This is a genomic window from Candidatus Liberibacter sp. (assembly GCF_014048425.1).
GTDB lineage: Bacteria > Pseudomonadota > Alphaproteobacteria > Rhizobiales > Rhizobiaceae > Liberibacter.
In genome coordinates this window covers 17,503-30,884 of record NZ_JACETX010000012.1, presented here as the reverse complement: position 1 = coordinate 30,884, position 13,382 = coordinate 17,503, and the positions used below count along the sequence as shown (strand labels likewise).

Here is a 13,382-nt window from a genome sequence, read left to right as displayed (position 1 = left end):
GAAAAATTAATTACTCAAAAAGAGAGTATTTCATATCTGGACGCGTTGATAGAATATCAATTTCAGAGAATAACGTCTTTATATTTGAATATAAAACTCATTGCACTGTTCCACAAGAAATCGAAAATATTCCGTTATCTCATATCACACAATTGGCTACGTATCAGGAGATTCTAAAACCCTTATATCCTAACAAAGACTTTAAATGCTCGCTGATTTATGTTTTAGAGCCAAGAATATTTACGATTCCTCCACCAGAGTTAGAAAATACGCTTCTAAAAATATGAGGGAATCGTATATCTTATCTTGCTTTTCATATGATATTGAGATTAGTAAAATAACGATATTTTTCACGAGGAGTAAATTTATGGGTGCGTTAAAAGTGGATTCAAGTGATTTTGATTGTGAAGTTTTGAAAAGTTCAAAACCAGTAGTTGTGGATTTTTGGGCAGAATGGTGTCAACCTTGTTTGGAAATTGCTCCTATTCTTGATAAAATTTCTGAGGAATTTTCTGAAACCGTAAAGATTGTAAAAGTGGATATAGAAAAAAATCTCTCTCTCAACAAGCAATACAAAGTTACCTCTATTCCTACTCTGGTTTTTTTTAAAGATGGAAAAGTCATTGATACCATGGTTGGCAAAGCTCAAAAGAGTGATATTTCAAAGTGGATATCGTCCCTGATTTAATGTGTTTTCCAAATCATTTCGCTGATTTTGTATCCTTTTTTGATAAAGATCCTTTCCCAAGAGGGATATCTAGCTAGGATAGATCTCGTTTTTATATAAAACTTCACCAACCAAGTATAAAGATCCTGTTACCAAAACAATTGGAGAAGATAAGCTTAGGTTCATTGGCTTTATTTTAGAAAATGCTTCAGTAATAGAGGAACAAGAAAAGGCTTTAAATCCTAATCTTGTTGCCTCTTGCATTAATAATTCTGGATCAGAACTTTTTGGATTGCTACCATCCTCTGAACACATTATAGGAACCGTGAGAACAATTGGGGATAGTCCTACGAATGCTTTTAAGTAATCTTGATAGTTTTTATCGCTTCGCATTCCTATCACTAAATAGAAAGGCTGATCATCAAGTCTTTTAAATTTGGATATTTCTTTAGAAATTACAACAGCTGCATCTGGATTATGACCACCATCAATCCAAACTTCAGCAGAATCCGGTAGACTTTCCAATAAAGGACCTTTTGAAATCCTCTGAAGGCGTCCAAATAACTCTACTGACTGCATTGCTCGCTTAATACAAGGCTTTTCCAACTTAAATCCAGCCATATGAACTGCACAAATAGCAGTTGCCATATTGTCATACTGATACTCACCCACCAGATTCGGCATCGGCAAATTCATTTGACCAAATAAATCTTGATAAACCAAATATCCATCTTTTTGAAAAGCAAAAAAATCATCTCCGTACACACGATATGAACATCCCATTTTTTTTGCACTAGAACCGAGAAGATGGCGAACTTCCTCGTAAGACTGATATCCAATAACAACAGGACATCCACTCTTCATAATGGCGGACTTTTCTACCGCGATCAAATCAACAGTTTTTCCTAAACATGCCTCGTGATCCAATGAAATCGATGTAATTACAGAAACCGCTGGTGTATCTATCACATTTGTCGCATCAAGCCGTCCACCTAATCCTACTTCAATTATGGCAACATCTGCAGGATACTCTGAAAACAAAACAAAGGCAGTTGCAACAGATACCTCGAAAGTAGTGATTTCTTTTCCATTATTAGCTTGTATAATACGACGCAAGACATCTAATAATATGTCATCATCTACTAACTTGCCCTTACCTCCCTTAATGCCTAAACGAAAACGTTCGTTCCACTTAATAAGATGAGGAGATGTATGGACATGTACGGCTAGACCTGATTCTTCAAGTAATGCGCGAGAAAATGCTGTTACTGATCCCTTACCATTTGTCCCTGCTATGTGAATCACAGGCGGAAGCTTATCTTGTGGTCTCCCCAAATCTTCCAAAAGTCGTCTAATTCTTTGCAATGAAAAAACATTTGCCGTTTTCCCTTGCGAAAGGAATAATCTTTCTATTTCAAAAGAGACTAATTTGTTCGCTTTCATGTAGCTTTAGTAAGAATCTTACACAAAGATGATATAGTTTCAGGAATATCATGCCTGTTAACAACCATATCTATCATTCCATGCTCAACTAGATATTCCGATCTTTGAAAGCCTGGTGGAAGCTTTTCCCTCATCGTCTGTTCAATAACCCTTCTACCAGCAAAACCTATTTCAGCTCCAGGTTCAGCAAGGTGTATATCCCCAAGCATAGCATACGAAGCCATAACACCTCCCGTCGTGGGATTTGTGAGAACGACAATATAAGGGAGTCCTGCATCTTTAAGCATATTCACTGCAATTGTAGTACGTGGCAACTGTATAAGTGATAAAATACCTTCCTGCATACGCGCACCACCAGATGCAGAAAACATCACCAGAGGACATTTTTCTGCGATAGCTTCTTCAAAAGCTTTTACAATTGCTTCCCCGGCAGCAATACCTAAAGATCCGCCTATAAAACCAAATTCATGAACTGCAGCAACTAATTTAAAGCCACGCACGTTTCCAACTGCCGATATCACTGAATCATTCAAACCTGTTCTAGAACGACTCTCCTTTAAACGATCTGTATATTTTTTATTATCGCGAAATTTTAACGGATCTTGAAATACCTGTGGCTGTTCTAATAAACGGTACTCTTTATCATCAAACAAGGAATTTAATCTTTCTTTTGCAGATATTTTCATATGATAACCAGAAGATGCAATAACCCACTGGTTTGCCTCTAGGTCTTTATGATAGACCATCTCACCTGTTTCTGGGCATTTTACCCAAAGATTTTCTGGAATCGTCCGACGACAAAATACAGAATTTATTATGCGAGGACGAACAAAATTTGTGATCCAGTTCAAATCAATAACTCCCAATTAAACCTTAGTTTACTGTTTTTACATTACACAAAACACAAACCACAAAGGGATTTTAAAAAATCCCAGAAGTTTCCGAAAACAACCTTGGAATTAGGTCAGGAAAAATCCTGTTTCGTTGATTCGTATACCGACATGAATATGTCCACGAATTTCTCTAAAAATACCATAAAAAGACACTTTTCAACCCATACTAAGACTAATTATAAATTAGAAAATTTACTAATCATCCAAAATAATCCCCGAATCCCTTATATCCTAAAATTCTAAAAAAGTTTCAACCTCTATCGAAAAACTATATACTAATCCTTTTATTAACAACAATATCTTTAATTAGTTACATTTATCTTTCCTATATGGGAACCGTTTATAGTTATTTCTGGATCGCATGAGGGACTCCAAAGAAGATCAATGCGACGAATCCAATCTAAACCCATCTATATATAGCTAATAGCTTTTAAAAGAAATTTGCATATAATTGCAAGACTCAAATAATTTATATGCCTTACATAATATATATTCCCTAGAAAAGAATCCCTCTTTCCTAAACTATTTATGTCTATGTTCAATACTCCTAGTGCACATATAATTTAATTTTTGAATTTTGATCCTCCTAAAATGGTTTTCTAGATAACTTTACATTGATAGATAAAGCAATATATTCTTATCTACGATATATGAGATATATTGAGCTTGTTTTATCAAAATTCATATTTTTGTTATGATGAAAATATGCAACGATTTCTAACTTCTGGGAAATAAGGTTTTTGTTTTTACCATGGAATTTCCTGTCCCTTAAAAATATTATTCATTCCACAATGAAATTTCTAAATTTATCCATTATATAAGAGAACAATGAACAATATCTCTACAAAAAATTGCTCGTAATCCTGAGAAGGAAAGAAAGTCCATGACTGTAGCCAACCATCGTACTTCAGAATACCCTATAGACTCTATGTTTTTAAACAGATGGTCATCTCGTTCTTTTAATAAAGAATGCATCACCGAAGAAGATTTGCTCACCATCCTTGACGCAGCTCACTGGGCTCCATCTTCTTTTAATAATCAACATTGGAATTTCTTATATGTATTACGCGATACAGAAGAATGGGATGAAATTTTTTCTATACTGAGTGAGTTTAATCAAAGCTGGGTTAAGAACGCTTCCGCACTCGTCGTTGTCTTTTCAGAAATATATGATAAATCTGGGAAAAATATTTACAGCCATTCCTTCGATGCAGGTTGTTCCTGGGGATTTCTCGCTCTGCAAGCATCCATATTAGGTTATTGTGCACATGCTATGACTGGGATAGATTTCCAAAAAGCAAAGTCAACTTTGAAATATCCAGAATCTCATCGTCTTGAAGCAATTGTTGCAATAGGGAAATATGGAAGTTTGGAAAATATTCCAGAGTTTCTAAAAGATAAGGAATTCCCAAATTCTCGCAAAGCACTTTTCGAAGTATGCTCTAAATATTCTATTAAAAGCAAAAAAGAATTCCCATGCAATAAATAAAAATATTTTATAGTTTATATATCAAGGCTAACTGACAATGAATTTTCTTGTATGAACTCACGACGTGGCTCTACATCATCACCCATAAGACGAGAAAAAAGATCATCCGCCTGCGAAGCATCCGTAATTTTAACTCGTAATAGGGAGCGAACTTCGGGATTAAGCGTAGTATCCCAGAGCTGATCGGCATTCATTTCCCCTAATCCTTTATAACGTTGCATAGAAAGACCTTTGCGCCCTATAGAAAAAACTATATCTAATAAAAAACAGGGTCCTAATATTTTTATTCTATCTTCATTGTAAGCCAAATATGGTGGCATTGAATAAGTAACTTCAAGTTTTTTTGCAAAGATCTTTGTATATTGAGAACTGAATGCGAAAATTGCAGGTTTATCAAGAGTAAAACTCTCCTTAACACCGCGTACAGTACGTTCTAGAAGTATGCTACCACCTTCTATAATACTGCCGTTCCAACCCTTTTCCGTTTCTTCCGCTATAAAATTCAATCGATCCACAAATTTTGTAACGATCTCTTGATCAATTTCCTGATCATTATCACAGGCAAAAAGCCCAGAAACAACCGCTTGCTCAATAAATTTCCTATCGTAATTAGGATAACAACTCCTAATTAAGGCATCTAATTTCAAAGCATCATCAATAAAAGTTCGTATATCTTTCCCAGATTTTGTAGATCCTGATTCGAAAGAAAGTTCTACTTTTTCCGAAAGAGCCTGGTTTATCAGATAATCCTCAAGAGATCTTTCATCCTTAACATACTGTAAAGATTTTCCTCTCTTTACGCCATATAAAGGAGGTCGCACGATATATAAGTACCCATTTGTAATCAATTCAGGCATCTGCCTGAAAAAAAACGTTAGAAGCAGAGTACGAATATGAGCACCATCAACATCAGCATCAGTCATAATGATAATTTTATGATATCGTAATTTACCAACATCAAATCCATCTTTCCCTATTCCTGTACCAAGTGCAGTAATCAAGGTTCCTATTTCTTGACTGGACAACATTTTATCAAAACGAGCACGCTCTACATTTAAAATTTTTCCTCGCAACGGAAGAATAGCCTGATTTTCGCGCGAACGACCTTGCTTGGCAGAACCACCAGCAGAATCACCTTCGACCAAAAAAATCTCTGATTTTTTGGGATCACGTTCTGAACAATCAGCTAGTTTTCCCGGAAGAGATTCTATATTGAGAACACCTTTACGACGAGTTAACTCACGGGCACGGCGCGCTGCGTCACGTGCCATAGAAGCCTCCATAACCTTTTTTACTAAAATCTTTGCCTCAGATGGATGTTCTTCTAACCAAGAAGAAAGACCGTCATTAACTAGACTTTCTACGACAGAACGAACTTCCGAGGAGACAAGTTTTTCTTTTGTTTGTGAGGAAAATTTAGGATCAGGAACTTTTACGGAAAGAACTGCTGTAAATCCTTCCCTGCAATCATCTCCAATAATAGATCTCTTGTCTTTCTTAGAGCTTAAACTTTTTTCTACATAAGAAACAACTTGGCGCGTTAGCGCAGCACGAAGACCAGCTAAATGAGTTCCCCCATCTTTTTGAGGAACATTATTCGTGTAGCATAAAACATTTTCGTGATACCCATCATTCCATTTCATTGCAACATCAATATTGATATTATCTCGCGATCCACGAATACTGATAGGCGTCTGCACCAATGGCTTCTTGTTGCGATCAAGATAAGTAACAAAAGCTTCCACTCCCCCTTCATATAGCATTTTAACTTCACGAGGATTAGAAATACGTTTATCTATCAGATGAAACTGGACACCAGAATTCAAAAAAGACAGTTCTCTTAACCTGTATTTCAAGATATCGTAATCAAATTCACAAATGGAGAAAACATCAGGATTAGGAAGGAAAGTCACCTCTGTGCCAGTTGATTCACCTGCATCTCCTATAACAACCAATGGACTATTCACATCTCCATTGACAAACATCATCTCATATATTTTTCCATTGCGCTGAATCTTTAATTTTAACCACGAAGAAAGCGCATTGACAACAGATACTCCAACCCCATGCAATCCCCCCGATATTTTATAGGAATTTTGGTCAAATTTTCCTCCAGCGTGTAATCTTGTCATGATTACTTCTGCAGCAGAAACTCCTTCTTCTTTATGAAGATCTGTCGGAATACCACGTCCATTATCAGAAACTGTACAAGAGCAATCAATATTTATCGTAACAGTTATAATATCTGCATGTCCTGCCAACGCCTCATCAATAGCATTATCCAATACTTCATAAACCATATGATGCAATCCGGAACCATCATCCGTATTGCCTATGTACATACCTGGCCTTTTCTTAACAGCATCCAGACCTTTTAAAACTTTTATCGAATCCGCACCGTAAACGGTATCTTGAACACTATCAATCATATTATCTAGATACTTTCAAAATTTAAAAAGACCAACCTAACTGGTATCATCAAAAACCCTCGCAGACATTACACGTTCCGAAAAAAATATCCAACGGATGTAAACAACCTAATTCCCTGGTTCCGTAGAAACCAACTTCCAATTAGGATTCTTAGAAGGGGTTTTTCGAGTAAAAGTCCAACGATCAATGACCTTACCGGAAAATTCAGGATCACCAGGAATAAAAGCCCCTTCCTTATCGTAAGAAGCAGAAATATATTGACCAACTATTCGCGTTACCACATGTATTCCGCCATCCTTAACACTTGCACGAACTATCTTTACATCCTCTATACCCACAAGACTCGACTTGATGTTTTTGTCACTTTCTGCTTGTTTCGCAATAGCTGCGCTAAAATCCTTATAAACCTTTTCATCAATCAGCTCTTTTATATTCTGGATGTTTCCTTCATAAAAAGAAACCACTATTTTTTCATATGCATCACGGACTCCGCTCAAAAATCCTTGGGGATTAAAATCCGGATAAATTGAAACAATCTCTCGCAAGGATTTATTTAAGGGAGTTCCAATAGGAAAATCCGCATCAATAGCATCAAAGTTATCCCTACTTTTTTCTTTTTCCAAAGATACGAGTTTCAAAGAACCCTCTTTGCTAGAAACCGCGGAAATCTTTCCATCATGTACAGCCCAAAAATTTGAAAAAGGTTTTTCATTGCCGGTTTTTCTTCCCAAAACACTACGCAATTGCAAAAAAACCAAAACTGTTACAAAAACGAAAAAAATTGTCAAAAAATCACCTAATTCCATTTTAAATAAGAACCAATTTATACAACAAACACACGTCCTAACATAACATATAACTCTTAAAATTTACATCTTATTAAAGTTGAGGATTTTTTCATAAGATGAAGTTTAACAAAATACCCCTCATTTCCAAAAAACAATCCCTTCCAATATTATCCATGGTAATATATAAGGGTGGATACTATAATACAAAACTAAAATTATATAACTGTTTCTATTTTCATAAGCAAGGGTTGTATGATTCAAACCCAAATGTTAGATGAAGTGTGGTCTAAAATTTCTACGGAGTGGGAAAAATGGGGGAAAAAAATGAAGTACACGATCAAGATCGTCCGATCTTTAGCGTCATTACTCAATATATAAAGGATTTATCCTTCGAAAGTCCAAATTCTCCTTATTGTTTTGATGCAAAAAATCAATCTCCTAAGATAAAGATTAATGTACAAGTCAACGCAAAATCTCTTTCAGATACAGACTTTGATGTTGTTCTCTTATTTGATATTGAAGCTAGAAATGACGAAAAAGTAATTTTTCATTTGGAAATTACATACGGAGGAATTTTTCGAATTGCAAATATTCCCCAAGAAGATTTTCCTGTAATCTTATTTGTTGAATGTCCTCGACTTTTATTCCCTTTTATACGACAAATCATCACAAACTTAACAAGAGATAGTGGCTTTCCACCTCTGATGATTGATACAATTGATTTTTTACAGTTATTTAAACAGAGAAAAAACCAAAAAACCAATTAATAAATATACATCCTAATTGTTATGAATTATTCGTAAGAAGAATATTTCGTCCAAATAGATTTTTTACCTATTTTTTTGATAATTTTATCATGCTCCTGTAATTCTTCCTTGGTTATTCTTAAAGGAAGAATATTTTTTCGTATTGGAACAATAAAATTTTTAATTCTATTATTTTCCTTTATATAAGACAAATCCTCAGAATTTGTAAATCCAAAGCCTATCTGAGAATCACCTAACATCATTTTTATGTAAACATCTGCAAGCAATTCTGAATCCAACAAAGCACTGTGCTTTACTCGCTGCGAGATACTTATTCCGTATCGCTTACAAAGAGAATTCAAATCATTTCTTGACGTCGGATGCTTTCGTTTTGCTATGGCCAAGGTATCAATAACCCTTGTAGGGTCCAATGAAGACTTACCTAATCTATTCAACTCGGAATTTATAAATCCTACATCAAATTCAGCATTATGTGCCACCCACTCTGCATCATTTTCATTGAAAAAATTCCAAAAATCAGGAAAAATAGAAGAAAATTGTGGTTTATCCTTTAGAAAATCATTGTCTATACCATGTATCCTAAACGCTCCTGGTTTTACTTCTATTTTACCAGGACAAACAAAGGTTTGAAAATTCCGACCTGTTTTAGAATAATCTAATAACTCAACAGCAGCTATCTCGATGATTCTTTCAGTTTTTTTGTCAAGACCTGTGGTTTCTATATCAAATATGATTTTGCGCATTGCTGTTACTTGAATTAGTGTTTTTGCGAACATACGTCAGCATTTTTGAAACCTTTTTTTCTGTTTCGTCAAGAGATCCTTCCGTACTTATAACATAATCGGCACGGGATATTTTTTCCTTCTCACTAATTTGTTTAGATAAAATAAATTGAAAACTCTCCTCCGTATAATTTTTTCTGGATAAAACACGCTTACGCTGAGTTTCAAAACTACAGGTTACAACAATCACTTTATCAAAAAAAAACTCCTTTTTTTTCTCAAAAAGAAGAGGGGTATCAAAAAAAACAATTTTTTCTCCTCTACGAAAAAAATCCCTTAATACTTCTCTTTCCCGTATTCTAACCATTGGATGTATTATTTTTTCGATAATTTCTAATTTTTCCGGTGATTCCTTTAATTTTTCAAGCAGTAAATTCTTATCTACTCTACCATTCCGAATTGATTCCGAGAAAAATTTTCCAACTTTATTTACAGCTTTATCTTTATATAATTCATTAACTATATCATCAGAACTGATAACTGAAATTCCTTTTTTTTTTAAAATTCCTGATACGGTTGTCTTACCCGTACCTATAGACCCAGTTAAACCTACAACTATCATGCATATAATCCAATATTGACAGTAACAACCGCGGGTTTACTTCCAAAAATAATTTTTACGCAACACATATGCTAGTATAGACTATATTCTAATATCACTACCTTACAAAAAATTTTCCAATCTCGTCTGAGATATAGTCAAAAAGCATAGATTATCCTTATACTTTGCGATACCATTTTCTCCGAAAAGGATATTTTTCGCATCTATCTTTTAGATTTAAGCATGATGTAACTAAAAATTATACAGGTAACTTCATTATATGAAACAGTAAATTTTTCAGAAAAACAATCAATAATTTTCCAAGTTTACTTTTTTGAAATATATGATTTTTTCTGATCATATATATTTATTTTCTTATTCTATGGCACAAATAATTTGTAATCTATTGGAGATTTTTTTTAATTTTTATATTGAAAGATATCAAGCTAGTACACTCTCTGAAAACGTGTAGATTCAGAAAATAGGGAAGATTCCTCTCATGAAATATGCAAATATTTTTTGCAGGATGAAAAAGAAAAACAGGATATTTTTGAGAGAGTAAAAATATCTATATGGTGATGTTATGATTAAGTATCCTATGCCAATGGAAAAATTATAGAGTTTTTTTTCCTAAGGTTATATAATCTTCATAAGCGTATTATAAGGAACAAATTATACCTTCTACTTTTTGAGCATTTATTCAACGCAGAACTATCCAAAAATGTTTTTCTTAGGTATATTATCAACTTGAGAAGTCTACATCTGGAATAAATAAGATGTTTAAATCTCGACAAAGATATTCTCAAATCTTTCATGAAGAGAATAGTATCTGAACCTAGAAAATTCATTCTTAAATAAAAACTGATAAATAAACATAAACAGAGAATATCTTGAAATTATTTTACCAAGAAAATAGAGATATTTTTAAAAAACTCTCATCAATTTATTATTCTTTCTCTCTTAAGATCATTAAGAAGCTCTATTAAAGGTAATCCAACTATGGTAAAATAATCTCCTCTTATAGATTTAAATAATTGAATTCCTTCTTTATCAATTTGATAAGAACCAATACTAAGTAAAGCGTTTTTGCTAACTTTTTTCAAATAACACTTAATAAAGTCTCTGGAAAAATTATGCATGGTCAATTGTGCCACTGAAACATGACGGCGCAATACTATGTTATTACGTGTCAATACATACGCACTACCAAGACGATGTGTCTTTCCTGATAACAATAATAAATGTTGTTCAGCCTCAAACATATCTTTTGGTTTGTGATAGATAGAATTTCCCAAAGACATACTCTGATCACACCCAATTACAAAAGAATCAGGATAGCGATTTCCTACTTCTAAAGCCTTTTTTTCAGCTAACATAAGTGCAATTTTTTCAGAATTACTTCTATCGGAAATACTAAAAGATTTTTCAACTTCTCTTTCATCAATTTTTGGATTGACTCCAATAAATTGAATACCAGCATTCTTCAATATTTTTCTACGTGATGAACTAGACGATGCTAGAATAAGGGATTTTGACATAATCAATACGATTGTAAACCATTTGTTAAAAAGTTTAATATACAGTTTTCTGAAATGTTATATAGGATTTTTTTTTCCACAGGATTGTTTTTTTTGCACAGCTTACCCTCTCTCCCTCCTAGTTTTTTTTGTTTTTGATAACAAGTCAGTGATTAGTCCACATCTTCTTAGATTATTTTGAGAAAAATAGAATCCTTGTTAATAAGTATGATTAAAAATAGAAAATATTTTTCCACATTTTATTCCAAATATTTTTCATATAGATCACTCTTTAACCACTTGATTTGAGTTTTTTTTTATTTTTTCCCCATTTTATAAAAAAAGAGTATTTTTTCTCCATAAGATATGTTTAACGCATAATAGGGGGGAACTCTGTGAACAAAAAAATGTCCCCATTTTAAACACCCAATAATAAATAATAAACATTAATCAATTATTTATTATAAATAAGATTACTTTGTATATGAATGTAAAAAATCAAAATTTTCTCAAAGTTTTAAATGGAAGTGTAGTCAATCCACCTCCTGTTTGGCTTATGAGACAAGCTGGGCGATACCTTCCTGAATATAGAGAACTACGCAAAAAAGCTAAAAATTTTCTAAATATATGTTATACGCCTGAATATGCTGTTGAAGCAACAATGCAACCGATACGTCGATATGATTTTGATGCTGCAATTTTATTTTCGGATATTCTTGTTATACCTGATTCTATTGGAAGAAATGTGCGTTTTTTAGAAAATGAGGGACCAAGAATGGATCCTTTAACTTCTGATGATATATATTTATTAAAACCCAATATTGATTCTATATTGCAGCATCTTTCGCCAATATTTAAGTCAATTTCCACTTTGCGCCAGAAGTTACCAGATCACAAAACTTTGATTGGTTTCTGTGGAGCGCCGTGGACCATCGCATCGTACATGATATCTGGTCGTCCTACGATAGATCAGGCAGAAACTCGAATTTTTTCTTATAAAAATCCTCGTTTGTTTAGGTGGCTTTTGGATTTTATTTCTGATATTTCAGCAGAATATTTAATCGCTCAGATTCTTGCTGGTGCCGATGTAATTCAAATATTTGATACACATGCTGGTTGTCTAGGTGAATGTGAGTTTTATTCTTATGCTGTAAAACCTGTCGCTCGTATAATATCTTCTGTGCGCAAGAGATGTTTAAATGCTCGGATTATTAGTTTTGCAAAAGGTGCTGGATACATGCTAAAAAATTATCGAAATCTGACTAATTCTGATGCTATAGGTCTAGATTGGTCTGTTCCTTTATCTTTTGCATATGAACTTCAAAAAGAAGGAGCCGTTCAAGGAAACCTTGATCCTATGCGTTTGGTTGTTGGAAATGAAGCACTGAAAGATGGGATTAACGCAATTTTAGATGTTTTAGGATCAGGTCCGTTTATTTTTAATCTTGGTCATGGTATTACCCCACAAGTTGATCCTGATAATGTTGCGAATTTAGTGGAAATTGTTCGTAAAGGAAAAAAAAAATGAGATTTCTACTATTAGATTCTTTAGAAAGAAAACCTCAGATTATAGCTTTTGTTGCATTAGTATTTTTTCTTTTATTGTTTTTCTTTTTATCTTTATTTACCTTTCAATTATATCTTTTGATCAAAAGCTTGCATATTATTTCTATAATATCTTGGATGGCAGGGTTACTCTATATGCCAAGGATTTTTGTTTATCATAGCTCTGTATTGCCAGATACTACACAATATAAAACCTTTGAAATTATGGAGGAAAGACTTTTAAAGGTTATAATGAATCCTGCGATGATATTATCATGGGTATGTGGTTTGTATATGATTGTGGTAAAACACGATTCTCCTATTGGATGGTTTCGTGTAAAAATGGTTTGTACTTTTATTATCTCAATCTACCATATATACTTAGCGTTCGTAATAAAGGATTTTAAAAATAAAACTTTACGTCATGGATCTACGTATTTTAAAATTATTAATGAAATACCAACTGTCCTCATGATTTTGATTGTTTTTTTGTCTATTGTAAGACCTTTTTAGTTTTTTT

The 13,382-nt window shown here is 33.5% G+C and carries 13 protein-coding genes; 6 read left to right on the top strand and 7 right to left on the bottom strand.

The window, feature by feature from the left end; translation table 11 throughout:
• On the top strand, window positions 1-287 hold a 287-nt coding region (locus H0G72_RS02405), incomplete at its 5' end, for a PD-(D/E)XK nuclease family protein (protein WP_182017198.1).
• Between the two features lie 80 nt (window positions 288-367).
• On the top strand, window positions 368-688 hold the full coding sequence (trxA, locus tag H0G72_RS02400; protein ID WP_182017197.1) for a thioredoxin: 321 nt from the start codon (window positions 368-370) through the stop codon (window positions 686-688).
• Window positions 689-757: 69 nt separating this feature from the next.
• Here the strand turns inward: trxA and H0G72_RS02395 are convergent, their stop codons facing one another.
• Together H0G72_RS02395 and accD are read right to left on the bottom strand one after the other, a co-directional pair.
• The gene (locus H0G72_RS02395) at window positions 758-2,110 is read right to left on the bottom strand and encodes a bifunctional folylpolyglutamate synthase/dihydrofolate synthase (protein WP_182017196.1); all 1,353 of its coding nucleotides are present in this window, start codon (window positions 2,108-2,110) and stop codon (window positions 758-760) included.
• On the bottom strand, window positions 2,107-2,961 hold the full coding sequence (gene accD, locus H0G72_RS02390) for an acetyl-CoA carboxylase, carboxyltransferase subunit beta (RefSeq protein ID WP_182017195.1): 855 nt from the start codon (window positions 2,959-2,961) through the stop codon (window positions 2,107-2,109). Before accD ends, H0G72_RS02395 begins: the two co-directional genes overlap by 4 nt.
• Before the next feature lie 925 nt (window positions 2,962-3,886).
• On the opposite strand from accD, the gene H0G72_RS02385 reads away from it, so the two are divergent.
• A complete protein-coding gene (locus tag H0G72_RS02385) occupies window positions 3,887-4,492 on the top strand; it encodes a nitroreductase family protein (RefSeq protein WP_182017194.1) in 606 nt (201 codons plus the stop codon).
• A 14-nt stretch (window positions 4,493-4,506) separates the two neighbouring features.
• Here the strand turns inward: H0G72_RS02385 and gyrB are convergent, their stop codons facing one another.
• Window positions 4,507-6,921: a DNA topoisomerase (ATP-hydrolyzing) subunit B gene (gene gyrB / locus H0G72_RS02380; protein WP_182017193.1), complete on the bottom strand. Its 2,415-nt coding sequence runs from the start codon at window positions 6,919-6,921 to the stop codon at window positions 4,507-4,509.
• A gap of 108 nt (window positions 6,922-7,029) precedes the next feature.
• Window positions 7,030-7,710: a Tim44/TimA family putative adaptor protein gene (locus H0G72_RS02375; RefSeq protein WP_259345104.1), complete on the bottom strand. Its 681-nt coding sequence runs from the start codon at window positions 7,708-7,710 to the stop codon at window positions 7,030-7,032.
• A gap of 311 nt (window positions 7,711-8,021) precedes the next feature.
• Here H0G72_RS02375 and secB point away from each other — a divergent pair, with 311 nt between their 5' ends.
• Complete coding sequence (gene secB / locus H0G72_RS02370; protein WP_182017191.1) at window positions 8,022-8,477, top strand: protein-export chaperone SecB; 456 nt, start codon at window positions 8,022-8,024, stop codon at window positions 8,475-8,477.
• A gap of 26 nt (window positions 8,478-8,503) precedes the next feature.
• Here the strand turns inward: secB and dnaQ are convergent, their stop codons facing one another.
• The 3 genes from dnaQ to H0G72_RS02355 all read right to left on the bottom strand — a co-directional run bounded on the left by dnaQ (window position 8,504) and on the right by H0G72_RS02355 (window position 11,338).
• Entirely contained in the window at window positions 8,504-9,220 is a 717-nt protein-coding gene (gene dnaQ / locus H0G72_RS02365; RefSeq protein ID WP_182017190.1) for a DNA polymerase III subunit epsilon, read from the bottom strand.
• Window positions 9,201-9,821 carry a dephospho-CoA kinase gene (coaE, locus tag H0G72_RS02360; RefSeq protein WP_182017189.1) on the bottom strand — a complete coding sequence of 207 codons (621 nt, stop codon included), beginning with the start codon at window positions 9,819-9,821 and terminating at the stop codon, window positions 9,201-9,203. Before coaE ends, dnaQ begins: the two co-directional genes overlap by 20 nt.
• 917 nt (window positions 9,822-10,738) lie before the next feature.
• Complete coding sequence (locus H0G72_RS02355; RefSeq protein ID WP_182017188.1) at window positions 10,739-11,338, bottom strand: Maf family protein; 600 nt, start codon at window positions 11,336-11,338, stop codon at window positions 10,739-10,741.
• A gap of 463 nt (window positions 11,339-11,801) precedes the next feature.
• Here H0G72_RS02355 and hemE point away from each other — a divergent pair, with 463 nt between their 5' ends.
• Both hemE and H0G72_RS02345 read left to right on the top strand, forming a co-directional pair.
• Window positions 11,802-12,845: a uroporphyrinogen decarboxylase gene (gene hemE / locus H0G72_RS02350; protein WP_182017187.1), complete on the top strand. Its 1,044-nt coding sequence runs from the start codon at window positions 11,802-11,804 to the stop codon at window positions 12,843-12,845.
• Window positions 12,842-13,375, top strand: coding sequence for a CopD family protein (locus H0G72_RS02345; protein ID WP_182017186.1), 534 nt, complete (start codon window positions 12,842-12,844; stop codon window positions 13,373-13,375). Before hemE ends, H0G72_RS02345 begins: the two co-directional genes overlap by 4 nt.
• The last annotated feature ends 7 nt before the right edge of the window (window positions 13,376-13,382 follow it).

Excerpts from the sequence above, each read along its gene's own strand:
- trxA (WP_182017197.1), top strand. The coding sequence starts at position 368 with ATGGGTGCGTTAAAAGTGGATTCAAGTGATTTTGATTGTGAAGTTTTG.
- H0G72_RS02395 (WP_182017196.1), bottom strand. The coding sequence starts at position 2,110 with ATGAAAGCGAACAAATTAGTCTCTTTTGAAATAGAAAGATTATTCCTT.
- H0G72_RS02385 (WP_182017194.1), top strand. The coding sequence starts at position 3,887 with ATGACTGTAGCCAACCATCGTACTTCAGAATACCCTATAGACTCTATG.
- gyrB (WP_182017193.1), bottom strand. The coding sequence starts at position 6,921 with ATGATTGATAGTGTTCAAGATACCGTTTACGGTGCGGATTCGATAAAA.
- secB (WP_182017191.1), top strand. The coding sequence starts at position 8,022 with ATGGGGGAAAAAAATGAAGTACACGATCAAGATCGTCCGATCTTTAGC.
- dnaQ (WP_182017190.1), bottom strand. The coding sequence starts at position 9,220 with ATGCGCAAAATCATATTTGATATAGAAACCACAGGTCTTGACAAAAAA.
- coaE (WP_182017189.1), bottom strand. The coding sequence starts at position 9,821 with ATGATAGTTGTAGGTTTAACTGGGTCTATAGGTACGGGTAAGACAACC.
- H0G72_RS02355 (WP_182017188.1), bottom strand. The coding sequence starts at position 11,338 with ATGTCAAAATCCCTTATTCTAGCATCGTCTAGTTCATCACGTAGAAAA.
- hemE (WP_182017187.1), top strand. The coding sequence starts at position 11,802 with ATGAATGTAAAAAATCAAAATTTTCTCAAAGTTTTAAATGGAAGTGTA.
- H0G72_RS02345 (WP_182017186.1), top strand. The coding sequence starts at position 12,842 with ATGAGATTTCTACTATTAGATTCTTTAGAAAGAAAACCTCAGATTATA.